The organism is Shewanella carassii (genome assembly GCF_002777975.1).
Taxonomy (GTDB): domain Bacteria; phylum Pseudomonadota; class Gammaproteobacteria; order Enterobacterales; family Shewanellaceae; genus Shewanella; species Shewanella carassii.
Genome location: NZ_NGVS01000031.1, coordinates 1 through 24809, shown reverse-complemented (window position 1 = coordinate 24809; position 24809 = coordinate 1). Strand labels below are relative to the sequence as shown.

General features: G+C 55.3%; 24 protein-coding genes, 2 pseudogenes and 1 riboswitch. Of the genes and pseudogenes, 16 read left to right on the top strand and 10 right to left on the bottom strand.

From position 1 onward, the window contains the following. Nucleotides 1-12 precede the first annotated feature (12 nt). The 3 genes and pseudogenes from CBE72_RS14905 to CBE72_RS14895 all read left to right on the top strand — a co-directional run bounded on the left by CBE72_RS14905 (nucleotide 13) and on the right by CBE72_RS14895 (nucleotide 2330). On the top strand, nucleotides 13-525 hold the full coding sequence (locus CBE72_RS14905) for a GNAT family N-acetyltransferase (protein WP_100144607.1): 513 nt from the start codon (nucleotides 13-15) through the stop codon (nucleotides 523-525). 122 nt (nucleotides 526-647) lie between these two features. Next, nucleotides 648-882: pseudogene (locus CBE72_RS14900) on the top strand (DUF3302 domain-containing protein); the annotation flags it as partial. A gap of 317 nt (nucleotides 883-1199) precedes the next feature. Further along, on the top strand, nucleotides 1200-2330 hold the full coding sequence (locus CBE72_RS14895; RefSeq protein WP_100144605.1) for an HlyD family secretion protein: 1131 nt from the start codon (nucleotides 1200-1202) through the stop codon (nucleotides 2328-2330). An 82-nt stretch (nucleotides 2331-2412) separates the two neighbouring features. Here the strand turns inward: CBE72_RS14895 and CBE72_RS14890 are convergent, their stop codons facing one another. Both CBE72_RS14890 and CBE72_RS14885 read right to left on the bottom strand, forming a co-directional pair. Further along, nucleotides 2413-3993 carry a Na+/H+ antiporter NhaC family protein gene (locus CBE72_RS14890; RefSeq protein WP_100144603.1) on the bottom strand — a complete coding sequence of 527 codons (1581 nt, stop codon included), beginning with the start codon at nucleotides 3991-3993 and terminating at the stop codon, nucleotides 2413-2415. Nucleotides 3994-4081: 88 nt separating this feature from the next. Beyond that, nucleotides 4082-4253, bottom strand: a riboswitch (Lysine riboswitch). 206 nt (nucleotides 4254-4459) lie between these two features. Beyond that, nucleotides 4460-5167, bottom strand: a complete 708-nt coding sequence (locus CBE72_RS14885; protein WP_025010213.1) for an oxidative stress defense protein — start codon at nucleotides 5165-5167, stop codon at nucleotides 4460-4462. Between the two features lie 234 nt (nucleotides 5168-5401). Between CBE72_RS14885 and rimO the strand changes: the two genes are divergently transcribed. Further along, a complete protein-coding gene (gene rimO, locus CBE72_RS14880) occupies nucleotides 5402-6826 on the top strand; it encodes a 30S ribosomal protein S12 methylthiotransferase RimO (RefSeq protein ID WP_100144601.1) in 1425 nt (474 codons plus the stop codon). Nucleotides 6827-6863: 37 nt separating this feature from the next. On the opposite strand, the gene CBE72_RS14875 is transcribed toward rimO, so the two are convergent. Continuing rightward, a complete protein-coding gene (locus CBE72_RS14875) occupies nucleotides 6864-7088 on the bottom strand; it encodes a ribosome alternative rescue factor ArfA (RefSeq protein ID WP_096141104.1) in 225 nt (74 codons plus the stop codon). Between the two features lie 319 nt (nucleotides 7089-7407). Between CBE72_RS14875 and CBE72_RS14870 the strand changes: the two genes are divergently transcribed. Both CBE72_RS14870 and CBE72_RS14865 read left to right on the top strand, forming a co-directional pair. After that, nucleotides 7408-8268, top strand: coding sequence for a substrate-binding periplasmic protein (locus tag CBE72_RS14870; protein ID WP_100144599.1), 861 nt, complete (start codon nucleotides 7408-7410; stop codon nucleotides 8266-8268). Nucleotides 8269-8370: 102 nt separating this feature from the next. Next, a complete protein-coding gene (locus tag CBE72_RS14865; RefSeq protein WP_100144597.1) occupies nucleotides 8371-8718 on the top strand; it encodes a hypothetical protein in 348 nt (115 codons plus the stop codon). A gap of 82 nt (nucleotides 8719-8800) precedes the next feature. Here the strand turns inward: CBE72_RS14865 and pmbA are convergent, their stop codons facing one another. After that, a complete protein-coding gene (pmbA, locus tag CBE72_RS14860; RefSeq protein WP_100144595.1) occupies nucleotides 8801-10144 on the bottom strand; it encodes a metalloprotease PmbA in 1344 nt (447 codons plus the stop codon). A gap of 148 nt (nucleotides 10145-10292) precedes the next feature. On the opposite strand from pmbA, the gene yjgA reads away from it, so the two are divergent. From yjgA to hydF, 9 genes are all read left to right on the top strand, one after another. Beyond that, on the top strand, nucleotides 10293-10826 hold the full coding sequence (gene yjgA / locus CBE72_RS14855) for a ribosome biogenesis factor YjgA (RefSeq protein WP_100144593.1): 534 nt from the start codon (nucleotides 10293-10295) through the stop codon (nucleotides 10824-10826). A 132-nt stretch (nucleotides 10827-10958) separates the two neighbouring features. Then, nucleotides 10959-11363, top strand: coding sequence for a putative periplasmic lipoprotein (locus tag CBE72_RS14850; protein ID WP_071238680.1), 405 nt, complete (start codon nucleotides 10959-10961; stop codon nucleotides 11361-11363). 283 nt (nucleotides 11364-11646) lie between these two features. Continuing rightward, entirely contained in the window at nucleotides 11647-12879 is a 1233-nt protein-coding gene (locus CBE72_RS14845) for a [FeFe] hydrogenase, group A (protein WP_100144591.1), read from the top strand. 10 nt (nucleotides 12880-12889) lie between these two features. Then, the gene (locus CBE72_RS14840; RefSeq protein WP_100144589.1) at nucleotides 12890-13207 is read left to right on the top strand and encodes an iron hydrogenase small subunit; all 318 of its coding nucleotides are present in this window, start codon (nucleotides 12890-12892) and stop codon (nucleotides 13205-13207) included. A gap of 10 nt (nucleotides 13208-13217) precedes the next feature. Continuing rightward, nucleotides 13218-13883: a cytochrome b/b6 domain-containing protein gene (locus tag CBE72_RS14835; RefSeq protein WP_100144587.1), complete on the top strand. Its 666-nt coding sequence runs from the start codon at nucleotides 13218-13220 to the stop codon at nucleotides 13881-13883. Between the two features lie 67 nt (nucleotides 13884-13950). After that, entirely contained in the window at nucleotides 13951-15405 is a 1455-nt protein-coding gene (hydG, locus tag CBE72_RS14830) for a [FeFe] hydrogenase H-cluster radical SAM maturase HydG (RefSeq protein ID WP_100144585.1), read from the top strand. Beyond that, the gene (locus tag CBE72_RS14825; protein WP_100144583.1) at nucleotides 15402-16013 is read left to right on the top strand and encodes a hypothetical protein; all 612 of its coding nucleotides are present in this window, start codon (nucleotides 15402-15404) and stop codon (nucleotides 16011-16013) included. The genes hydG and CBE72_RS14825 overlap by 4 nt, the downstream gene beginning before the upstream one ends. Further along, on the top strand, nucleotides 16010-17023 hold the full coding sequence (gene hydE / locus CBE72_RS14820; RefSeq protein ID WP_100144581.1) for a [FeFe] hydrogenase H-cluster radical SAM maturase HydE: 1014 nt from the start codon (nucleotides 16010-16012) through the stop codon (nucleotides 17021-17023). The genes CBE72_RS14825 and hydE overlap by 4 nt, the downstream gene beginning before the upstream one ends. After that, the gene (hydF, locus tag CBE72_RS14815) at nucleotides 17016-18248 is read left to right on the top strand and encodes a [FeFe] hydrogenase H-cluster maturation GTPase HydF (protein ID WP_100144579.1); all 1233 of its coding nucleotides are present in this window, start codon (nucleotides 17016-17018) and stop codon (nucleotides 18246-18248) included. The genes hydE and hydF overlap by 8 nt, the downstream gene beginning before the upstream one ends. On the opposite strand, the gene CBE72_RS14810 is transcribed toward hydF, so the two are convergent. From CBE72_RS14810 to CBE72_RS14785, 6 genes and pseudogenes are all read right to left on the bottom strand, one after another. After that, a complete protein-coding gene (locus CBE72_RS14810; RefSeq protein WP_100144577.1) occupies nucleotides 18208-19371 on the bottom strand; it encodes an ABC transporter permease in 1164 nt (387 codons plus the stop codon). The genes hydF and CBE72_RS14810 overlap by 41 nt on opposite strands. Beyond that, nucleotides 19368-20525, bottom strand: coding sequence for an ABC transporter permease (locus CBE72_RS14805; protein WP_100144575.1), 1158 nt, complete (start codon nucleotides 20523-20525; stop codon nucleotides 19368-19370). The genes CBE72_RS14810 and CBE72_RS14805 overlap by 4 nt, the downstream gene beginning before the upstream one ends. A 2-nt stretch (nucleotides 20526-20527) precedes the next feature. Continuing rightward, nucleotides 20528-21502 carry an HlyD family secretion protein gene (locus CBE72_RS14800; RefSeq protein ID WP_028781331.1) on the bottom strand — a complete coding sequence of 325 codons (975 nt, stop codon included), beginning with the start codon at nucleotides 21500-21502 and terminating at the stop codon, nucleotides 20528-20530. After that, nucleotides 21492-22892: a TolC family protein gene (locus tag CBE72_RS14795; RefSeq protein ID WP_100144573.1), complete on the bottom strand. Its 1401-nt coding sequence runs from the start codon at nucleotides 22890-22892 to the stop codon at nucleotides 21492-21494. The genes CBE72_RS14800 and CBE72_RS14795 overlap by 11 nt, the downstream gene beginning before the upstream one ends. A gap of 490 nt (nucleotides 22893-23382) precedes the next feature. After that, nucleotides 23383-23588: pseudogene (locus CBE72_RS14790) on the bottom strand (alpha-amylase family glycosyl hydrolase); the annotation flags it as partial. A 97-nt stretch (nucleotides 23589-23685) separates the two neighbouring features. Continuing rightward, on the bottom strand, nucleotides 23686-24198 hold the full coding sequence (locus tag CBE72_RS14785; RefSeq protein WP_198552062.1) for a hypothetical protein: 513 nt from the start codon (nucleotides 24196-24198) through the stop codon (nucleotides 23686-23688). A gap of 115 nt (nucleotides 24199-24313) precedes the next feature. Between CBE72_RS14785 and CBE72_RS14780 the strand changes: the two genes are divergently transcribed. Continuing rightward, on the top strand, nucleotides 24314-24809 hold a 496-nt coding region (locus tag CBE72_RS14780; RefSeq protein WP_167387684.1), incomplete at its 3' end, for an IS110 family transposase.

The following is a 24809-nucleotide window of genomic DNA, read 5'->3' as shown; positions in this document are numbered from 1 at the left end:
TGGGAGCCTGGAATGCATCTGTGTCACTGCCAACTTGAGCAACATGGCGAAGCGATACGCGCCATCTTCAACCATGCCATTGCCCATACCACAGCCCTTTATGAATACCAGCCCAGGAGCGAGCAGCAGATCCGCGACTGGTTCGGCGCCAAACAGCAAGGCAGCTGGCCGATTCTGGGCGCCGAGGATGAGCAGGGGCAACTGTTGGGATTTGCCAGCTTAGGCCCGTTTCGCGGCTATCCGGCCAACCTCTACTCAGTGGAACATTCTGTGTATGTACACCCTGAGCATAGAGGCAAAGGGGTGGCGCGCTTTCTGATGCAGCATTTGATAACCCAGGCCCGGGAGCGCGGCATGCGCACCATGGTGGGCGCCATAGATGCCGGAAACCAGGCCAGTATTGCCCTGCACCTGAAATTGGGGTTCAAGCACTCAGGCACCCTGCCCCAGGTGGGCTATAAGTTCGGCCGCTGGCTGGACTTGGCATTTTATCAGCTTATGCTGCCGGGACCTGCCGAGCCCTAACCCTTTCGGGCGCGAGTCGGTTTTCGTCTTATACCCCTGAAAAAATTCATCATTCCCGGGCAATCCGCCAGCGGCCATCTACACTTATTCAAGCGTATCTACGAATAAGGGAACCCGATTAGATGACACTGGATTATATCGCACTGGGGCTGCTGATCTTTGTCGCCCTGGTGATCTTCTACGGGGTGATAGTGATCCACGACATCCCCTACGAGCTGGCCAAGAAACGCAACCACCCCCATCAGGACGCCATTCACTACGCAGGCTGGGTGAGCCTGTTTACCCTACATGTGCTGTGGCCGTTTCTGTGGATCTGGGCCACTCTCTGGCGTGAGGACCGGGGTTGGGGCTTTGATAAAATTCAACAGGAGCAGCAATCACTGCACCATGAAACCGTACTCCTAGCGCAGCAGTTGGAGCTATTGAGTGAAAAAGTCGCCGCCCTGGAAGCCCAAAAGCATGCCGCCACTGAGGCCCTTGCAGCGCCGAGTGCCCAAGTCCAAAGCCCAACCCCAGTCCGAAAACCAACCCAAGTCCAAACATCTTCAGAAGTGCCCCCAGCCGACCCCAAACCCACCAGCAGCATGGACTTGGATACGGCAGCAGACTCGACCGACATTCCAGGTACAGATAATCAGAGCCAAAGTAATAACAAGAATGGGGAGAACAGATAAATGGATCTCTTGCTTATCCTCACTTACACCGCCATCTGTGTCGCCATCTTCAAGATTTTCCGCATCCCGCTCAACAAGTGGAGTGTGCCCACCGCCGTGCTCGGCGGAGTAGTGCTGATAGGCACCTTGATTTTGTTGATGAACTACAACCATCCCCATACCGCCATGGGCAGCCAGATGTATGTCACCACCCCGCTGATCCCCTCGGTGCGCGGCAAAGTCATAGAAGTGCCCGTCACCCCCAATAAACTGCTAAAGGAGGGCGAGTTGCTGTTCCGGGTCGATCCGACTCCTTATCAGACAGAAGTCACCCGGCTGGGGGCCAGCCTGGAGCAGGCTAAACAGGCGGTATTGGGGCTGGACGCCGCCTATAAGGCCGCCGAGGCCAGTCGCATCAAGGCCGAGGCCGAACGGGACAGAACCCAACTGGAATATGAGCGCTACCGCAGCGGTTTTGAAAAAGGCGCCTTCACCCGCGCCGATGTCGACAACCGTCGTCAGTACTATCTCGGCGCCCAGGCCTCAGTAGAGGCGGCCGAGGCCGAAGCCCGGCGCGCCAAGCTGGCACTGGAAGCCGAGTATCAGGGGCAAAACACCCAGGTGGCCGAAATTGCCGCCATGTTGGAAAAAGCCAGATTCAATCTGGAGGAAACCAGCATGCGCGCCCCCTCAGACGGTTATGTGACCCAGTTGACCCTGAGACCGGGAATGATGGTGGTGCCCATGCCCCTCAGGCCTGTGATGACCTTTGTCCATCAGGAGGAGCGCTTCTTTGTCGGCGCCTTTAGGCAAAACTCGCTGCTGCGGCTGAAACCCGGTTTCAAGGCCGAGCTGATCTTCCGCGCTCTGCCGGGCAAGGTGTTTCAAGCCGAAGTGGTCGAAGTGCTGCCGGCCATAGGTGAATCTCAGGTGCAGGCGCAGGGGCAGCTCTATGGCTCGTCACAAATTCGCCTCAACGGCCGACCTCTGGTGAAACTCAAGCCGCTGGATGATCTGAGTCAGTATCATTTGCCACTGGGTACCAATGTGGAGATCGCCATCTATTCCGATAGCTTTGAGCATGTATCAATCATGCGTAAGGTATTGATAAGGATGAAAAGCTGGCAGAACTATCTCTATCTGGATCACTGAGACTCCTTATCTTCGCGAGCCTTTGGCAAGAGTAAAAAGCCCCGGAAAAACTCCCGGGGCTTTTTGGTATCCCATCTCAGCCTCAGCCGATGGCGGCCTCGGGAGCCGCCTGGAAGCGCCTAGCGTGATAGAGGCAGAAGAGTGCAAACCAAGCGGCACTCACCAGGAAACCGGCCAGGGTGGAGTGCAGCAGCCCCATGGCCAGATACCCCAGCGCTGCCCCGAAGGCGACTGTCAGGGCATAAGGCAACTGGGTCAGCACATGATCTATATGGTGACAGCCGGCGCCGGTGGCCGACAAAATACTGGTACTGGAGATGGGCGAACTGTGGTCGCCAAACACAGCACCGGCCAGCACAGCCGACAGCATGGGCAGCAGAAGTTGGATATCGCTGGCGGCGGCCATATCTCCGGCGAGTGGCAACATGATACCGAAAGTGCCCCAACTGGTGCCTGTGGCAAAGGCCATGGCGCAGGAGAGCACAAACACCACCACAGGCAGCAGCCCTGTGGGCAGGTTGCCGTTGGCCAGGCTGGCGAGATATTTGCCGGTTTCCATGTCACGCACCACGGCGCCTATGGTCCAGGCAAACAGCAGTATGTTGATCGCCGGCAACATGGCCATGACGCCTCTGGGGGCGGCGCGCAGCCAAGTGGCGATCCCAAGGCCGAGACGCAGGGCCAACAGGCCGGACACCGCCAGGCTGCAAAGGGCGCCATAAACCAAAGATGAGCCCACATTGGTATGTTCAAAGGCGCCCAGCACGCTGAAGGCCTGACCATTGGCGGCCAATACCTGGGCCCCGGAGTCCAGCATGAAATAGATACTCGCCGCCGTCAGTGTCACTATCGGCAACACCATATCCAGCATGCCGCCGCGGCTGTCGGCCGGGGCTTCCATATCCAGCCCGATTGGCCGGCCCTTAGATTCATCCCAGAGCTTGCCTTCGAGCGCCCGCTGCTCATGCTGTCGCATCGGCCCAATATCCAGTTGGAAGGCGATGACCACCACCACCATGATCAGGGTAAATACCGCATAGAGATTCATGGGGATCATCTGCACAAAAGCGGCGATCGGGCTCTGCTCTGTCACCCCATGGGCCACGAGTATGCCGCCCACCAGGGCGATGATATAGGCCCCCCAGGAGGAGATGGGCATCAATACGCACACGGGCGCCGCAGTTGAGTCCAGCAGATAGGCCAACTTGGCGCGGGAGATCTGGAATCTGTCGGTCACAGGGCGGCAAATGGGCCCCACCGACAGACTGTGGAAGAAGTCGTCAATAAAAAAGGCAAACACCATCAAGCCGGTGAGCGACTTGGCGCCCTTGCGGCTCTGGCAGCGCCTGGCGGCCCATTCGGCGAAGGCCCGGGTCGCACCCGAGGCGGTCATCAAGCTGATAAGCCCACCCAGCAGCAGCATAAACAGCAGCATATTCAGGTTATCGCTGTTGGGAGCACCATCGACCCAGAAGATTTTCAGCACACTGTCAAACAGGTAGCGCAGCGATTGCAGCGGTGAAAACTGTTGCAACATCAGGCTGCCGGCGACTATGCCTACCCCAAGGGAGAGCAGTACTCTACGGGTGATGATCGCCAGCGCAACCGCCAGCAGAGGAGGAACTATGGACCAGGGAGAGTCCGCAAAATGCATGATATTCATGATCTCTTTACACCTAAAACAACTAAGGTGGAGATCTACCGATAGGATCGAAGAAACTCAGACCAAGGAGGGCAGAAACTTCTCAGCTCCTTCAGGTAGCGCTCCATAGTGGATGACTATGGCAGTCCTGCACCTATTAGATACAGAACCAGCAGTCAGGTTTGATGACCTGGCTACTTCGGCGCCGACTCCTTTCCCCGGGCCTCAAAGGCATCACCCTCTTCCCGGTTACTCTTAGGCAGCGCGCCTCTACTCAAAGGTATTCGACTGGCATTCTAACTATCACGGCCCCAATAGCAAGCTGGATTGTGCCTCTGGCGGTAAATATCCCGCTAGGCGGGCATTAAGCCTAGGGGAAGTGACTCATGTCACGGCCTAGCAATACCGGCACCGCTTGTTCACGAGCCACGGTTAAAAACTGCTTCGCTCCATCAGCGAGCCGGCGGCTCTCACCCGAATGCTTACTTCAGTCACGCAGCTTGTAGCTGACCTCTACCCTGTCGGAGAAGGTTACCTGGCCATACTCATAGCTCTGGTTGATAGCGCCTTCAGCCATCATGGCGGCCTTGTACATCACTGGGCGCACCGGGCCTTGGTCGAAATAACGAATCGACCAGACGCCATCGAGTTTCTCGCCAAATCCGGCCGCCAGCTCACTGGCCTTTTGCTTGGCATCTTCAATGGCCGCCTGCCGCGCCTGCTTGCGCATCTCGGCTTCTTTACTGGACTTGAGGTTGATCTGGTTCACCTTGTTGATCCCGCCTATTAACGCCGAGTCCAGTATGGGATTGAGCTGATCCAACTGTTTCACCAACACGGTCACACTACGACTGGCGCGATACCCCTTGAGCTCGGGCGCCTTGTCCTTGAGGTAAACATACTCAGGTTGCAGATTCAGATTGGCGGCGGCAATCGACTCCTTAGCGACCCCGGCCTTAAGCAGGCGCTCGATAAAAGCGGCCACAGCCTTGTCGGATGCGGCCTTGGCCGCCTTGGCATCAGATTCGCTTAATGACACTTCAACATGGATTTCGGCCATATCGGGCTCAACCTGTATCTGGCTGACGCCTGTGGTTTCCAGTAGAGGTCTATCCTGAGCCAGTACTGAGTGGCTCATCAGAGTAGCGGGTAACAGTGCGCCTATCAGCGCCAGATTCAGCAGAGATTTTTTCATCTTGGTTCTCCAAAAAGTTCGCTTCGTTGACCATAGAAACGCAGCCAGCTGCCAAAAGGGTTAAAAAAATCAAAAAATTTTTCAACGACGTTTTGAAGCGGCAACCGAGATGGCAACATAGAACATAAATCAACCAGTCCAACTGTACCTTTTCTATGGCTGAGGTATAATCGCCGCCAATTTTACCGGCACCCAAGCGTGCTCCATCAGCTTTAGCATTGCGGAAAACAGCTCTTGAAGAAATCAGTCGACATTTTTGATCCCAAGCAGACCACGACTCTGGACACTCCGGCCAAGACTCTGGCACAGGGAAACAGCCCTGCCGAGGCCCAAACCAGCGGCAATCGCATCGGCTTTGTCAGCCTGGGCTGCCCCAAGAACCTGGTGGATTCCGAGCGGATCCTCACCCAACTGCGCATCGACGGCTATGAGGTTACCAACAGCTATGACAATGCCGACCTGGTAATAGTCAACACCTGTGGCTTTATCGATGCCGCGGTGGAAGAGTCGCTGGATGCCGTGCGTGAAGCGCTGGAAGAAAACGGCAAGGTGATAGTCACCGGCTGCCTGGGCGCCAAGGAAAACCAGATCCGCGAAGTGCATCCGGATGTACTGGAGATCACCGGCCCCCACAGCTATGAAGCCGTGCTGAACCATGTGCACAAGTATGTGCCCAAGCCGGAGCACAACCCCTTCACCTCGCTGATCCCACAAGCCGGCGTTAAGCTGACCCCCAAGCATTATGCCTACCTGAAGATTTCCGAAGGCTGCGACAACCGCTGTACCTTCTGCATCATTCCGGCGCTGAGGGGCGATCTGGACAGCCGCAGTGTCGGCAGCGTGCTGGATGAAGCCAAACGCCTGGTGGAAAGCGGCGTTCAGGAAATTCTGGTCGTCAGCCAGGACACCTCGGCCTACGGCAAAGACAAGGGCGGCCGCACCGACTTCTGGAACGGCATGCCGGTGAAGCAAGATATCACCACCCTGGCCCGCCATCTGGGCAAGATGGGTGTGTGGGTACGCCTGCACTATGTCTACCCTTACCCTTGGGTCGATGAGCTGATCCCGCTGATGGCCGAAGGACTGATCCTGCCCTATCTGGATCTGCCACTGCAGCACGCCAGCCCTCGCGTGCTCAAGATGATGAAGCGTCCCGGCCGGGTCGACCGCCAGTTGGACGCCATCAAGAAATGGCGTGAGATCTGCCCGGATCTGGTGATCCGCTCAACCTTTATCGTTGGCTTCCCCGGTGAAACCGAAGAGGATTTCGAAATCCTGCTGGACTTCCTGCGTGAAGCAAGGCTGGACCGAGTGGGCTGCTTCAAGTACTCGGAAGTCGATGGCGCCGTGGCCAATACCTTGGCCGAGCTTATCAGTGAAGAGGTCAAGCAGGACCGCTATGAGCGTTTCATGCAGGTGCAGGCCGAGATCAGTGCCGAGCGGCTGGCGCGCCTGGTAGGCCGTGAGCTGGATGTCCTTATCGATGATGTGGACGAGGAAGGCGCCATTGGCCGCTGCTATGCCGATGCGCCTGAAATCGACGGCATGGTATTCTTAAACGGTGAAGTGGAACTAAGCCCAGGGGACATGGTGCGCGCACTGATCACTCATTCTGATGAGCACGATCTGTGGGCCGAACTGGTGCAGATGCCGGAATAAACTCTCCCAACACCTTGGAGAAATCTTTCTTGAGGTGTCAGCAGGGTGAAAAGATTAGAGTCATAAAATCAAAAGGGGCAACACCCTGTTGCCCCTTTCCATTGCGTCCTTTACGACTGTATGATCCTTTGCCCTTCTTCGGCTTCTCGCTGCGACAGCGAAACAGTGAACTGGTCACCACGGCCTTGAGGGCGTTATCTTTGATCTGTCCACGACCGGATTCATGTTCCAGCAGTGCGGTCTGCTTAATATGTTTGGCCATATCGGCTCCTTATTTCAATTGGATGAGACTTGCCCGGCCATGCCGGACAAAAATCGCACAAATACTACTCCCTTTTATCCACAACACCAACTCCTTCTTCCCTGTCGCAAAAAAATTTTGCTCGGCCAAAAACTTGGGCCGGACATTCGCGAGCGGCAGCATAGATCCTGTGACTGACTCTGTATACAAACAGGCCAAGCCGGTCAATAATCATGCGAAATACTATAGCCCAAAGTACAATGTCGAACGGCATATTAATCATGTTATTAAAAGCACTCGAGACTCAGTCTGTTTCAGTCAATCCGGGAGGTTTTGTTCTGTGACAATCAAGTTCTGTTGTCTGGCACTGCTGGCTATCGTTTGTTCATCACAAGCGCTTGCCGCCAAAACCTGTGAGCTAACCATGGGCTATCGCACCAATGCCCGGCCCCCCTTTATTGCTCAGGCCCCGGATAACAGCGGCCTCTATCTCGGCCTCTATCAAGAGGCGGCAGCCAGAATAGGCTGCAGTCTCAAGATTATACGCGCGCCTAAAAAGCGCATCCTTCGGGAAATCGCCAAGGGTAATATCGACTTCTATCCCGGACTGGCCTTCTCCCAGGAACGCAACCGTTATGCCTATTTCATTGCCAACGGTCTATCTGAACGCTATATCGGCGTCAGTCGCGATGACCTGAGTGATATCACTTCGCTGCAGCAACTGGTAGACAAGCAGCTGGTGCTGCTGATCTCTCCCGGCAGTTATCAACTCGGGGGGCTGCCGGATCAACTGATAACGCGAACCCCACCTGATATGGGCACAGACTCGGCGATAGCCTTTCTCAAACAGCATCAGGGCGATTTCTATATTTATGATGAGTCCAGTCTGAAATATTGGCTGGAAAGCCATCCACAGCGCGGGCTGAAACTACATCCAGACTGCTGCGAACTCCCGCGTCAGGGACACCTGGGATTCTCACGCAAGAGTCGTTATTTCAATGCCCGTGTCAACCCAGACTATGTTGCCGACGAGCCACTCTCCATCGACAACAACCCTAAAGAATTGCGACCGGGCAGCATCGCCTATGCGTTACAACAAGCACTGCAGAACATGGCCAGCAGTGGTGAGACCGAGCGGCTCTTGCAACACCATATGCAGCTGAGCCAGGGGTCGACCAAGATGCCTCACTCCCACGGATAATAATGATCTTGCCGTCAATAACTCAGGCTGAGGTACTCGAAGTTCAGCCTGAGTCCAGCATACTGGCGTTACCATGCGGCTTTGAGTCCGGAGAGTTATCAGATGTTTTCCCGCAAACCATTGGCCCCTCAGGCACAATTGAACTCGGCCATGAACTTGATGGCCGAAGAAGAGCAGCACTTGAAAACCGCGTTAGAGCAGGTGCTGCGCAGCCGTCTACAAGCGATAAACAAACGCCTACAGCGGGCTAAAATCGATGCCGATATCTTCCCGCCGGTTCACCCGGACTATCTCAATGCCATGGCACTGCAATATATGTTCACCATCTTGCATCAAGGAGACGAGCACAGAGCCCACAGTATCTGCAATAACTTAAAAGAGCTCAGCCCAAGGCGGCAGAGCGCTTTTGAGAGCACAGACCCGAGCGAAAGCGCCTATCGTCCCCTGTAAGGTCCCGCAGAGAGCTTGATTCCATCAAGAGCCCCTAAAAAAGCCCGCCTGAGTGGCGGGCTTCAGATCATGATAAACCGGCTCAGTTACCGGCTATCTTCATCTCATCGAGCAATATTGCCCCGGTACGGATGCTGGAGCGCAGATCTCTGTCGCTGGAAACCGCCTGCATGGAACGGTACATCTGCTTCAGGTTACCGGCTATGGTGATCTCCTCGACCGGGAACTGGATTTCGCCATTCTCGACATAGAAGCCGGCGGCGCCGCGGGAATAGTCGCCGGTAACCATATTCACGCCCTGACCCATCACCTCTGTGACTATGAGCCCGCGGCTCATGGAACGCACCAATTCATCAAAACTGTGGCCGGTATCGGCCAGCATCCAGTTGTAGATGCCGCCGGCATGGCCGGTATTGACCAGTCCCAGCTTGCGCGCCGAGTAACTGGTCAGCAGGTAACTCTCCAGTGTGCCGTCACGGACTATGTCCCGCTCACGGGTCGCAACCCCTTCGCTGTCATAGTTGGCACTGGCCAGAGCGCCTTTGAGATGCGGCTGCTCGGCAATGCTGAACCATTCGGGGAAAATCCGGGTGTGGATAGCATCCTGCAGGAAGCTGGACTTGCGATACAGGCTTGAGCCACTGATGGCGCTGACCAGATGCCCCACCAGACCTGTGGCCACTTCTGGCGCAAACAACACAGGCAGTTTGCCGGTTGCCAGTTTGCGGGCACCGAGACGGGCAACCGTCTTATCGGCAGCCTTAATCCCCACTTGCTCCGGGCTCAACAAGTCTTCGAAGCGGCGGTTGATACCATAGTCATAGTCGCGCTGCATATCGCCATTTTCTTCGGCGCCAATCACCACACAACTCAGGCTATAGCGCGAGCTGCAGTAGCCCTGCAGGAAACCATGGCTGTTGCCATAGACCTTGACGCTGTTGTGGGCGTTGGCACTGGCACCATCCGAATTCTTGATCCTCGGATCTCTGTCCAGCGCTGCGGTTTCGGCGCGAATCGCCAACTCGGCCAACTCTTCCGGGCTGGTGTGACGGGGATGATAGAGATCCAGATCGGGAAAATCTTTCGCCATCAACTCAGAGTCGGCCAAACCGCTGGCAGGATCTTCACTGGTATAGCGGGCGATACCATCGGCGGCCTTAACCGCCTGGCGAATCGCCTCCGGCGACAGATCCGAGGTAGAAGAGCTGCCCTTGTGTCCATCGCGATACAGGGTGATCCCCAGCGCGCCATCCTTGTTGAATTCGACGGTTTCCACCTCCTTGAGGCGAGTGGAAACACTCAGACCCTGTTGCTTGCTGATGGCCACCTCGGCAGCACTGGAGCCCAGGCTATTGGCATACTCCAGCGCCATTGCCACCGCGTCTTTCAACGCACTCAGTTCACTATCAATAAAATTTGCAGACACAGGTTTACTCTTGAATTGGCTAAACTGCCCCTAGCATAACAAAAGCCGGCTTTATTCACATAACCACGACAGATCAATTTTGCTGCCGTAGAAGACGAAGCGCCAAGGGGGATGCTACAATCAGCGCCAGTATCAGAGGAAAGACTTTATGAAAATAGTTGGCGATTCAGAGCATTTTAAACAGCCTTATGATGAGGACGAGGACTATATCAGCAAGACCTCGCTCAAACGCGACAGTGAAGAGGCTCAGGATCTGGGCAAGCAGCTGGCAGCGCTGAGCAAGAGTCAGTTGGCCAAAATTGAGCTGGGTGAGTCCCTGTTTGATGCCATCATGCAAACCAAGAACATCAAGCCCAATACCGAGGCCTTCCGTCGTCAGTTGCAGTTTATCGGCAAGCTGATGCGCAACGAAGATCTTGAGGCGATTCAAACCTCACTAGAGCGGGTGCTGAACAAGAACAATGAAGCAGCCGCCAAGGCTCAAGTATTTGAGAAGTTGCGTGACCGTTTGCTCAATGGTGGCGATGCCGAAGTGCAATCCCTGCTGGAAGAACACCCGCAACTGGACAGGCAAAAACTCAGGCAACTGGTGCGTCAGGCCAATAAGGAGCTGACCAAGGGGCCTCAGTCCAAGTCCTCTGCCGAACTGTTCAAGTATTTGCGCAGCGAACTGGAAGGCTGATTCAGTCTGCCATACCATAAAAAACGCCGGCCCTGATGCTGGCGTTTTTTGTTGCCAAGACGTTATAATCCGGCGCGGATAACACGGAAAAGTAATACCCCATAGATATCGCATCCAATAAAGGACGGATTAATGCGTAAATTGACTCTTGCCTCACTGGCTTGTACCGGCGCACTGCTGGCAGGCTGTAGCTCAACCCCACAACCCATCATAGCCCAGGAAAAAACTGTCGAAGTGAAAGGCCAAACGCTGAAGCTCGGTGGACGCTATTTTTCCGACAAGAAGAAACTGGAACTGACAGTCAACGGTGATCCCATAATGCGCGGCACCTTCCCTCCATATACCCCAACCCAAAACCTGGGTGGCCGTTATAAAGAGATGGAGATCGACGGCAAGTGCTACTTCGGCTCCGTACTCGGCAGCCAAGGTGGTGCCTTTGGCATTATTGCCAGCGCGGTGCAATCCTCAAAATCCAGCAATGGCGACAAGTGCGAAATCCTGGTTGACGGCAAAAGTGTCGAAAACCTCTACTTCTAACGTTCGAACGCTGTAAATAACCAATTTTCCGTGTTATTCCTCTTCAAGCCGTTCAAACTCATCAAAAAAACATCACTAAGTCAAAAAGTCCCACTTCACCGGATCACCGGCAAATTTCATCATATTTCATATAAAAACTTGTGAAATCTCCAGGTTGATTTGCTGTGGATCACAGATAGCTTGCCATCATTCCCTATAATGCCTTCGCCCTTTCACAGGGCACGAACAATACTTAAGCAATTAGAAAATAAGAACATTCTCAGATAACAAGGAACGCATTGCCATGACAGCAACCAGCTATCAGCCAGGAGAGATCCGCGGACTGATCCAGATAGATGCGCTCAAATGCAAAGGGTGTGACGCCTGTAAACAATTTTGTCCCACTCATGCTATTGAGGGCGCATCCGGTGCCCCCCATAAGATTGATGAAGAGCGTTGCCTGAGCTGCGGCCAGTGTTTGATCAACTGTCCGTTCGGTGCCATTCATGAAACCCAGAGTGCCTTGGATACAGTATTAACCAAGCTCCAGGATCCCAACACTGAAGTGGTCGGCATTCTGGCTCCAGCAGTACGGGTTGCCATAGGTGAAGCCTTCAATCTGCCCAAGGGGCAACTGCTGACCAATAAACTCTATGGCGCCATGCACCAAGCGGGATTTAAAATTTTCGACTGTAACTTCGCCGCTGACTTGACCATTATGGAAGAGGGTTCTGAGTTCATTCACAGACTGCACGCCAATTTGCGTCAGGAACCCGATGCCGGCAAGCTGCCACAATTCACCTCCTGCTGCCCTGGCTGGGTTCGCTTCCTGGAAATCGAATATCCCAACCTGTTGCCACATCTTTCTACCGCCAAGTCGCCACAACAGATGGCCGGTACTGTCGCCAAAACGTATGGCGCTAAAGTCTACGATATGGCTCCGGAAAAGATCTTCACTGTGGCGGTTATGCCTTGTACTTCGAAAAAACTCGAAGCATCACGTCCAGAGTTCAAATCAGCCTGGCAATTCCACCAACAACATGGCAACGATGCCGCACCTTACGCCGATATCGATGTGGTACTGACCACCCGCGAGATGGCCGAACTGCTCAAGCGCCTCAACATCAACCTACCCGATGTGGCCGAATACAAGGGTGATAGCCTGTTTTCCCAATACACAGGGGCTGGCACCATTTTCGGTAACACAGGTGGCGTGATGGAAGCCGCTGTACGTACCGCACACAAGGTACTCACAGGCGAAGAACTGGCCAAACTGGAGCTGACTCCGGTACGCGGTCTGGAAGGCGTCAAGGAAGCCGAACTCACCATTCATGACAAACAGCTGCAGCAAGACGTGCAACTGAAGGTCGCCGTGGTACATGACATGGGCCGTAATATCCGTCCATTGCTGGATCAGATTATGGCCGGCACTTCACCCTACCACTTTATCGAAGTGATGAACTGCGCCGGTGGTTGCGTCAACGGTGGCGGTCAACCGATCAACGGCTCAGGAACATCCTGGGTTGCTCAACTGTAAGGAGTTGCTCATGACAGACAAGTATCAATTTACCGAAGATGGTTTTCTGCTGTCACGGCGTCGCTTCATGGCCGTGGGCGCAGCCATTCTGACCGTACTGGCGTTGCCTGTAGGTTGGCTCAGCAGCCGTATCGCAAAGCGCAACGAATACATCAAGGCGCGTGCCGATGCACTTTATCTGGATGATGCCATTGCCAAGTACCGCGTCAGCCACGCCAACCCAGCCATTGCCCGCTATTACAGCGAATTTGGCGGTGAACCCTTGGGGCATCTGTCGCACGAGTTGCTGCACACCCATTTTGTCGATCGCACTAAACTGAAATCCTAAGGAGCCGGCTATGCATCAGGACAATCGTCCCATTCTCAAGCACCCGCTGAATGTTCGGGTGTTCCACTACATCTTGCTGCTGAGCTTCCTACCACTGGCGGCTACCGGGCTGTTGTTGTTCTTTAAACCCTTGAGCGACAGCGCCATGGGGCTGACCTATGACATTCATATTGTCGCCGGTGTCATCATGTCACTGGATGCGGTGGCCTTCACCCTGATGGCATTCGACCGTGTCGTGCTGTTCACCAACAGAGTATTCACCTTCGGTGGCAACGATGTCGGTTGGTTCAAGGTACTCGGTGGCTACCCACAGAAGTTTTTGCTGGGTAAGAAGGTTGCCGTGCCTCCTATGCGCAAGTACAACTCTGGACAGAAACTGTTCGGGGTTTGCGTTCTGCTCGGCGGTACTGCACTGATTATCACAGGTCTGGCGCTGTGGCTGGTTCCCTATGCAATCCCACGTGATACCGCTTGGTTGCTGGGCATGATCCACCTGGGTTGTGGCCTGCTGCTGACAGCATTTTTGCCTATTCACCTGTTCCTGGCGGTTTACCGCTTCGACGATTTCAAGGCGATGATGCTGCACGGTAAAGTGCCTTATCACGACGCCGCCGAATACACGCCACTATGGGTACAGGAGGAGGTCGTTCCGGTCTCTACCAAGCACGCCGAGTAACCCTCCCCTTCTTTAAATTCAGGGAGCGCAGTTTGACTGCGCTCCTTTTTTCACAGGAGAGCCACAGATGTCAGGCCCTTTGATATCAGACCCGCTTGTATCGGGCCATGCCGAGACGATTCAAGTCAAAGACTATAACCCCACAGTGAATTTTATTGATGATGACGCCATCTGGTCGTTGCTCAACAATAATCAACAACCCGACAAAGAAGCCGTGCGTCAGGTGTTGGAAAAAGCCCGCCGTTTGCAGGGGCTGACTCTGGAGGAAGTAGCGGTTTTACTGCAAAACCAGGACGCCACTGTAGACGAAGAGCTGTTTGCCGTTGCCCGTGGCATCAAAGATGCCATCTATGGCAATCGCATTGTACTGTTCGCTCCCCTGTATGTTTCCAACTATTGCGCTAACGCCTGCAGCTATTGCGGCTTCAGCGCCGACAACCATGAGCTGCCACGCAAGACTCTGAGCGAGCAGGAGCTGATCGCCGAAGTGGAAACCCTGGAAGAGATGGGCCACAAACGGATCCTGGCGGTCTACGGTGAGCACCCGCGCAATAACGCCCGCGCCATAGTCGACTCCATCAAGACCATGTACAGCGTGCGCAAAGGCAAAGGCGGTGAGATCCGCCGCATCAATGTCAACTGCGCCCCCATGGACACAGAAGACTTCAAGCTGCTGAAGACGGCCGCCATAGGCACCTATCAATGTTTTCAGGAAAGCTACCACAGAACGACCTACGAACAGGTACACCTCAAGGGCCGCAAGAAGGACTTCCTCTATCGTCTCTACGCCATGCACAGAGCCATGGAAGCCGGTATCGACGATGTGGGCATTGGCGTGCTGTTTGGTCTCTATGACCACAGGTTCGAACTGCTGGCCATGCTCGCCCATGTACAGCAACTGGAGCAGGATTGTGGCGTAGGTCCACATACCATCTCCTTCCCGCGGATTGAGCCCGCCGATGGCTCCAGCCTGTCGGAGCGGCCTCCCTATGCGGTCGATGACGCCACCTTCAAACGCCTAGTGGCCATTACCCGCCTGGCAGTACCCTACACAGGGCTGATTATGAGCACCCGCGAAAGTGCCGAACTCAGACGTGAACTCCTGAGCCTGGGGGTTTCACAGATCAGTGCCGGCTCTCGGACCACCCCAGGTGGCTACAATCAGGAAGACGATGCGGCCCAATTTAGCCTGGGCGATCACCGCAGCATGGATGAAGTGGTATTGGATCTGGTCAAGCATAGCCATTCCATCCCCTCATTCTGCACCGGCTGTTACCGTAAGGGCCGTACCGGCGATCACTTTATCGGCCTGGCCAAGCAGCAGTTTATCGGCAAGTTTTGTCAACCCAACGCCTTGATCACCTTCAAGGAATACCTCAACGACTACGCTAGTGAGCAGACCCGTGAAGCCGGCGAAGCCTTGATAGCCGCCGAGCTGGATAAACTCAGTCCCGCCAGAAGACGCAATATCGAGGCTTGCCTCACGCGCACCGATGCAGGCGAGAGGGATATCTATCTGTGAAAGGTCGTACCCTGGTACTGGCACCCGGTTGTCGACTCTATGCCGGGCTGCCAAAACAACAGCTGAAGTCGGCACTGAGCCGCGCCCGGCGAGTGGCCCTGCATGCCGGCCACTATGCCAATTTCAGTGAAGGGGCGATAGATCAGCTGCTGCGACAAAGACTGCAAAGCAGTCAGCTGTCGCAGCTATTGATAGTGACACAAGAGTTACAAAGCGAAGCCGGGCTGGCGTTTGGCAAAATGTTGCGTCCAGAGTCCACCGAGGCGGAAATCCTCGAGGAATACCGGGTGTCTCAGCATTGGAGCAAGCAACTCGCCGCCTCCTGGCCCGAGCAGGTGACGGCAGTCAGCAGTAAGCTGGCCGCCAGCGCGCCTTTGCTGCTGCTCGATGATCAACTGTTTGTCGGCCACTATGCCCATAGCCCACATCTGGCGCCTTTGGGATTGTGGCTCAAGTTGGACAGCCGCGAGCTGGGGCTGCCACCGGCGGGCCTATGGCAACGGATGCAAGGCCGCACCAAGGTCGCTGCCACACCCTGGCAACAGGCGTTATATCGCTACGCCGATGAGCTGGCACAAGTGCTGAAACAGGCGGGAGTCCAAGCATGAAGCCGGCAGAGAATCTCGGAAGATTGGAAATCAAGGCGTTATTGGCAGGAGAGGCCGATGAGTGGCTATTTGCCCGTGCCGATGAGGTCAAGCGTCAATACTTCGGTCAGGAGATCTGGCTCAGAGGCATAGTGGAGTTTTCCAGTTATTGCCGCTGCGACTGTCACTACTGTGGCCTGAGAGCCGCCAATCGCGACATTGAGCGTTACCGGCTCAGCCACCAGGAAATCATCGACTCGGCCCTCAAAGTAGATAAAGCCGGCATCGGCACCCTGGTGCTGCAATCCGGGGAAGACAGCCGCTTTCGCCAGGATGGCATAAGCCGCATCCTCAGCACTATCAAACAGCAAAGCCAGTTGGCCATCACGCTATCTTTGGGTGAACGCAGCCACAGTGAACTGGCGCTCTGGCGCGAAGCCGGCGCCGATCGCTATCTGTTGAAACTGGAAACTCTGGATGCCGAGCTCTATAGCCGCCTGCGTCCGGGAAGAGTGCTGGACAAACGCCTAAGGCTACTGGAAACCCTCAAGAGCCTGGGATATGAGACAGGTAGCGGCATTATCTGTGGCCTGCCGGGCAGCAAGAGCGATGCCCTGGCTGACGCCCTGTTGGCGCTCTCAGCCATGGAACTGGAGATGTTGGCGGTCGGTCCCTTCGTCAGTCATCCACAAACCCCGCTGGCAAACACGGCCAACGGCAATGTGCTCGAGTGCCAGCGAGCCTGCGCCATACTCAGATTACTTAACCCCGGCGCCAACATACCGGCCACCAGCGCCCTGGATGCCCTGCAAAGCGGCGCTAGGCTCGACTCCCTGAGTCGCGGCTGCAATGTGCTTATGCCCTCGTTCACGCCACAGAAAGACAGCAGTAAATACCTTATTTACCCCGGCAAGAATGCCTCCGGCTGCCCGCTGGAACAGCGTCTCGCCGATATCAGACTCAGCCTCAAAGCCCGCGGCTTGCATTGCTCTGCGGACAGAGGCAACGCCAGGAGACAAATTAATGTGTAATTCGGCCCCCAATGCAGCCCCCCGCGGAGTCAGACTGCACATAGTATTGTGTGGTCGTCGCAACGCCGGGAAATCCTCCCTTCTCAATTACTTATCCAACCAACAGAGTGCCATAGTCTCTGAGACCAAGGGCACCACTACAGATGCGGTGCGCAAGCCCTTTGAGCTGCATCCGGTCGGCCCCGCTACCCTGATAGATACCGCCGGACTGGACGATACCGGCGCCCTGGGGCTTCAGCGAATAGCCGCCAGTCGCCGGGCGTTGCAACAGGCCGATATCGCCGTCTATGTGCTGGATGAACAGGGGTTGGATGAGTTTGACCGCGACTGGCTGTTGCTGCTGCAAAGCTGGCAGCTGCCGATCCTGGTGGTAGCGAACAAGCAAGATCTGGCGCCGTTGCCCGCAGAGCATCAACACTGGCTCAACGACCAAGGCATCAAATTCTTATGCCTGTCGACCCAAGAGGCAAAACACCGGGAAGACTTGGTCGAGCAGCTGGTTCAACTGGTACCGGCCGATTTTCGCCGCGATCCCGTGCTGGCCGCCGACTGTTACCGCACCGGAGAGCAGCTGCTGCTGGTCGCCCCGATAGATTCAGCCGCCCCCAAGGGCAGATTGATTTTGCCTCAGGTGCAGGTTCTCAGAGAAGCGCTGGATAACGGTGCCATCGCCAGCATCTGCCGTGAGTCTGAGCTGGCCACAGCCTTGGCCGCCATGCCCACGCCACCGGCACTGGTAGTGACCGATGCCCAGGCGGTGAGACAAGTGGCCGCTCAGGTACCCGACAGCATTCCGCTGACCACCTTCTCCACCCTGTTTGCCCGGGCCAAGGGCGATCTACCGGCCCAGCTGCAAGGCGCCGAGATGCTCGAAAGGCTTGAGGATGGCGATCGGGTATTGATCGCCGAAGCCTGTAGCCATGAGGTGCAGGATGAAGATATAGGTAGAGTGAAGATCCCGGCGGCCATCGGCAAATTGACCGGCAAGCAGTTGCAGTTCAGCGTCTGTGCCGGCCATGACTTTCCGGCCGATTTGGAACGCTACAAACTGGTAGTCCATTGTGGCGCCTGTATGTTGGGTCGGGCAGAGATGCAGCGGCGCATTCTCGAATGTCGCCGCCGCGGTGTTGCCATCACCAACTACGGGCTGGTACTAGCCAAAGCCAGTGGGGTGCTGAAGCGGGTCAGTGCGCCGCTGCTGGCAGCTGACGCCGACGCCAACTAACGCCCCAAACCGCCAGAGGGAAGAACAGCAACAATAGCCCCCACAACTGTAACCATTTGGGGGCTATGGCTGCCCACTCGGCTCCCATCTGATTCAACTGCAACATTCCCATAATCGCCGGTACCGCCGGGATCACCTGCGATAGCCACACCAAGGGCTCAGGGATCAGTGCCAAGGGCCAGACAAAGCCGCTGACAAACAGAATAGGCATAGAAACCAAGAGTATCACCTGGGTCGGCAACTCGCGCCGCACAAACAGGCAACTGAGCGCTACCCCGGCGCTGGCCGTGGTCAGTAGAAAAGGCAACATCAGCAACAACACCTGCCCCAGACTCGCCTGTAGACTCACCTGATAGGCGTAGTAACACCAGCCAATATAGAGCGCACTGAACAAACAATAGAGCAGACTGAAGGCCAACACCCGCGCACTGACCAGCATCAAAGGGCTGACCCGGTTCCAATAGCCCGGCTGACGCCATTGCCCGGCGCCGAGTATGCCTGCGCCTATTAGTAAGGTCTGGTGCAAAATCAGCAGAAACAAGCCTGGCACCACATAGGGGGTATAACCCAAACCTTTATTAAACGCGGGCACGGCATTGAGTTTAATCGGCGCCAGACTCTGGGCTGCGGCCTCAGGGCTCTGGCCCGAGGCCAATAGTCCCTTGAGCTGGATTTGCTTGCCGGCATCCATACCGGCACTCACCAAACCTTCTACCACAGCGGAATAGATCAGGAAGTAACTGGCATCACCGCCGAAGCTCAAGGTCGCGCCCCGTCCCAGCAACAGATCGCGGCGAAAATCAAACGGGATCACCAATAAACCATGGGCGCGGCCATCGGTGATCCAGGCCTTGGCTTCGTCGATGGAGCCGACCCGGCCGACAACCTGAATACGGGCACTGGCATCGGCGTGACGGATAAGCCGCCGTGACAGCGAAGAGTTATCGTGATCCACCACCACCAACTGCTGCTCTGTGGGTACTTGATGCAGATAGGGCAAGGGATAGAGCACGGCATAGAAGAGCACACCGCCAAACAGGGTCAAAGAGATCGCCTTGTCACGCACCAAGGCGCGTAAATCCAACCAGATCAACTGCCATAACGAAAGGGACTTGGCTGTCATAACCTCTCCTCAAGCGGCAACTGCGACTGCAGCACCCTGGCATAACGACGGGCGAAGAACCAGCTGGGGATCAACAGCAGCAGAAAGCCGAGATAACCCAGCGCCTGAGGCAGCAAGCTGGCTGGCCCGGCGCCATAGCTCACCAACGCCACATGCGACTCTATATAGTGGCTTGATGGCATCAACAGACGCCACCACTGCGCCAGCAGCGGCATTTCTCCGGTCGGGAAGGTAATGCCCATAAAGGCAAAGGCGGGTGCAAACAGCGCGGTGCAAAAGCTGATCACCCTGGCGCAGTCGGCCAGCATAAAGAAAATCCCCTGCACCCAGAGCCAAACGCCCATCAACATCAAGAGTTGCATCGGCAGCAGCCACAGGAGTTGCCCGGCAATCGGCAGCCCCAGCAGCTGATACAGCAACACCAAAATAAAGCCGCCGTGTAGCAGCATAAAGGCGCCGTTGACCATAAACTTACTCAAAAGCACGGAGGGCATACCCAGGCGGAAGCATTCGCCCAGAGTATCTTGGCGCAGCTCACGGTTGAGACTGCCGGCAAAGGCCAGCATGGCAAATAACTGCCACAAAGCTATCAGCACTGGCGGCACCAGGAAGCCGACATAGTTGTTATTGCGGTTGAACAGCGCCGTAGTTTGGGTGCTCACAGGGCTGAGACGCACCTCAACCTGGGACGGATTGACACCGGCCGCTAGTTGCTTGAGCCTGGCCACCTGCTGCAAACCATCGGCTAGGGTCAGTTGCAACTGACTGGCCAGCAGCTTGCCCACCAGCAAAAACTGGCCGTTGTAACGTAAATCTATGGTGGGAGTGTGCCCGGTCAGCAGTTCCTGTTTCAGGCCATAGGGCAAGATGACCAAGGCATAGACCTCACCGCGGCGCATCGCCTCGACCGCCTCGTCCAGCGCTAGATAGCGCCTGAGGGCGGTGACAGGATTAGCCTCAAGATGACGCCCAAGCTCACGACTGAGGCTGGAGTTATCCTGATCCACCAGCGCCACCGGCAACTGCCTGGGCAACCCGGCGGAGAACAACCACCAAAGACAGAGCACACCGATAAGCGGCAGATAGCTTATCAGTGCCAGCTGCCAGGGATCGCGCCAGACAGCCTGCCACTCTCGCCGAAGCAACTTCTTCATAATCAAGACTTTTCAAGTAATACTGACATGCCCACTCGCAGATCGGCCACCGGCTCCAGCGGCCTGAGCTCCACTTCAAAGGTACGCATATCAAAGTCGTGGCCACTCTCGGTCGCCCGCCAAGTGGCGAAGTCGCCCAGCACACTGATGTGGCTGACCTCAAACTCGACACTGCGTTGCAGCGCCGGCAGTGTCAGGGTCATACGCTCGCCCTTCTTGAACTGCTTGAGCTGATCCTCACGCACCTGAAACACGGCCCAGGCATCTGTCATATCCACCAAACTGACCACAGGAAAGCCACTGGGTGCCAGCTCGCCCACCTGCAACAGCACCTCAGTGATTTCACCGCCCTTGGGCGCGCGCATCTGGCTGTCGGCGAGTATGGCACTGACCTCTTTCACCGCGCCTTCGGCCATACGGGCATTACCGGCCGCGGCGGCCTTGGTTTCTTCCCGGGCGCCCTCTTCGGTCATTTGATACATGGCATAGGCGGCCTGCTCGGTATACTTGGCGGCCTGATATTGGGTAAAGGCTTCATCACGCTTTTGCCGGGCAAGTACGCCATCGCGGAACAGGTTTTCTACCCGGTCGAAGGTAGTCTTGGCCAGCTCACTGGCGGCCTTGGCCTTGAGCCACTGCTCGCGGGAGGCGGCCACCTGCTGCTTACGGGCACCGCTGTCGGCTTCCTGCTGCATCGCCTTGGCGGCATCACGGCCACCCTCGGCCTGCATCAGTTTGGCATTGAGCTCGGGGCTGTCGATGGCAAACAGCAGATCCCCTTCACTGACACTGTCTCCGCGGCGCACCAACACCTGTTCCACCCGGCCCGGCACCTTGGAAGACACATTGTATTCCCTGGCCTCTATCTGCCCCTGCAACAGCTGTGGCTTGGGGGAGTAAGCCAGGATCAGCCCATATACCAGCGCCGCCACTATGGTTACCAGGGCCACTATGGCCACTAAAGGATTAACCCGCATCCTGTATCTCCTGCTTGTCACTGCGTCCGATAAATTCATCCAACTGGCCACTGACCGCCATCAAGCGGGCATAGGCCTGAACATAACGATATTGAGCCGCCAACTGCTTGGTGCGTACGGCACTGAGTTTGAGCTCGGCATCCACCCTGTCGATGGAGGTAGACAGCCCTTGATTGAAAGCCAGTTCCCGCAGCTTGAGGTTTTCCTCTGCCAGCGCCAGAGAACTGTTCAAGGCATTGACCTCCTCTTCGGCCTGCAGCAGTTGGCGATAGCTTTGATCCACCAACAGGCTGAGATCCTGACGGGTTTGTGCCTTGGTGTATCTGGCCTGCAGCAGGGCGCTCTTGGCCGCCTGCACCTTGCCACTGCGACCATCACGAGACAACAGCGGCACCTTGACCCCGACGCCTACCATCCAGTCGGGTTCGACCTTGGAAAACAGGCTGTCGTCTTCATAGAGGGTGTAGTTACCGTAGAGGAAAACCGTGGGGAAGTATTTTCCCTTTTCCATATCGACCAGGCCCTGAGCCTGGGTCTCTTTCGCTTCCAGCAAGCGCAAGGCTGGATGCTGCTTCAGCGTCAGCTCGGTCAATTGCGGCAATGAAGGGGAGTTTGGCGCCATAAACAGCGGTGACTTGGTGGCGATATCAGTCTGGTGCAGCAGGCGAGACAGGGCTATCAGCGCCATCTCATGGCGGCGTTTGGCACTGCCGAGGTCGACCTTGGCCTGATCCAGTGCCACCTGGGCATTGAGGCGCTCGACTCTGGCGATCTGCCCCTGTTGTTCCAGTTTTTCAGCGTGGCTGTAATGCTTTTCCAGCGATGCCACCAGCTGAGCCTGGGTCTGCACCAAAGCCTGGGTCACAGTGACGGCATAGTATCTGTCTACCAGTGTGGTAAACAGCTCACGCCGCGCCAACTCCAGTTGCTGCTTCTTCTCAGCGACCTGAGCCGCCTGAATGCCTTGAGCGGCAGAGATCTGGCCACCGGTATAAATCGGCCACATCGCCTGTAAGCTGGCTCGGAACACATCCTGCTCGGTAAAAGGAGTCACAAACATGGAGCCGGGAAGCGAGCCGATAATGCCACCTATGGCCGGTGGCAGAGTGGCGGGATCCATAGAGGCGAGTGGATTGAGATCACGCAGATCCAGCTCTATCGGTTTTTCCAACCTGGTATAGCTGCCGTTGATGTTGAGCGATGGCAGATTAAGGTCGCGCCCGGCCTCTTGCTGCGCCTCGGCGCGGCTGACTTCCTGGCCTTCGGCCGCCAGCTTGTCGCTCACCTCCAGCAACTGTTGCCAGGCCGAGGCAAAACTATAGTCTGCGGCAAACGCAGGCTGAGCCGCCAGCGGCCACAACAGCAACCAGGCAAATTTGGTCAATTTCATCTACACCCCTAGAGTAAAAACTCTAATTCCTGAGCAAAAAGGATATCATCCTCGCTTGTCGGCCACCAGTTAACCTTGCTGCGCGGCGGCGCAAGACAGCCAAATTCCGCGGAAACAAAGGTTAAAAAACCTGACAAGCCACTGGATCCTAGTCTTTTTTAAGCTGTATTGAAACTAACACTAAGAGTGAAGCTTGCCGACGATTATCTCGCCAAGTATGAGACTGGGTTATACACACCCAGATCTTTAGCTAATCTGCTACGTATAGCAGCAGTTTCCAGACTTTAAGCCGAGCAGTCGTATCGGCGAACCTGCACCGAGGAGATAGACGCACATCCTAAACTCACGAATTTAGACTTACAGAATTGCGCTGTTCCCCTTGGATGTTGCTGAGAGCCTGTTAGCGCAAACAAAGTAGCCAGCGGCGAATGGGCTATGGGCGTGAGCCAAGGATGGCGAGCAGACCTTATCCGTGGATGAATTTGGATGCCAGCACCAAATGGTAGTGATTACTCATGACCGCATAAGCGCAAACAACTGCCTGATTTTATCCACTATCCAGCCACGTCTATGCTGGTAACTGCGCCCCGACAGTGCATCTTCACCACACAAAAATGCCCTTCTCACGCAACGGTTAATCACGTGGTAAAAGGGCGTACTTTCAGCATCTATCAACTGGCGACGGGCAGTGGTCATAACCAACCTCGACTGAGCTTTGATCGGTATTTCAAATACCTAGTCTAGGCTGCAAAAAGATATGGCTGTCCTATCTTTTCGGCGTCCTATCTTTTCGCTATCTTTTCGATGGGCAGAGAACAGAACCTACTAACGGTTCTTCCACAACCTCACACTCTAGCGTTCCATTTACGGAGAGCTTAAGAGGGTTCAAAGGTGTACAACATTCATTTTCAGGCGTTATGGAGTTTTCGACTTGGTACTTAAAAATGTTGTCGCTATCTTGCGTATAAGTAAACTCACATCCCGAAAATTCACCATTATTGCTATCGTCAAGAACCATACAATAGCGTGTAACTACCTGAAATCTGTCTTCAAGCTCGGTAAAAGTTTGAGAGACAATTGCAACATGCCCCTCGTAGCATTCGAATATGGTCTCTATAAATTCACGTTCGTTCAAAAAAGAACCACTCATATTTATTGGTCGAAAATAAATATAGGGGCGGCAAAGGACACTATTATTGTAGCGAAAGACAACGCTAAGCTCGTCTTCCCCTATGTATTCGTAATCATTTTTATTCAAAGTTATATGCTGCGTAAAGTACGCTAATTTGAGCATTGTATCTTTCACTATCTAATACCTTTACTTAGAGCTAACAACGGCTTCAGGAGAATTTTCANAGGCCGACATGTCTAAAGCTAACACACTTTTTATCGGGTTGGACGTACACAAGGAGACCACTGACGTGGCCTGGGTTTCTGATAAGTCTGCTGAGACCGTGCATTACCATGGCACAATCCCAACCAACCTGCGTTCATTCGATAAACTCATTAAGAATCAAACAGCCAAGACCAGCAAGCTATGTGTTATCTATGAGGCTGGTCCCTGTGGCTTCTGGCTCTATCGTCATCTGTTGCGCCGTGGCATTGAATGCTGGGTGGTAGCGCCGGCACTCATCCCCAAAGCTCCGGGCGACCGGGTCAAAACCGATAAACGCGATGCCATGACATTGGCCAGGTTAGCGCGTAGCGGCGATTTGCACTCTATTTATGTTCCGGATGAGCGGGATGAAGCTATCCGCGACCTTATCCGCTGCCGGGAAGATGCCATGCTCGATTTGCGCCAGGCACGGCAACGGCTGAAATCCTTTCTGCTGCGTCATGGTCATCCCTGCACTGGTCGGCAAAACTGGACCGAGGCCTATCGACGCCACCTGGCTGATATCAGCTTTCCACAAAGTG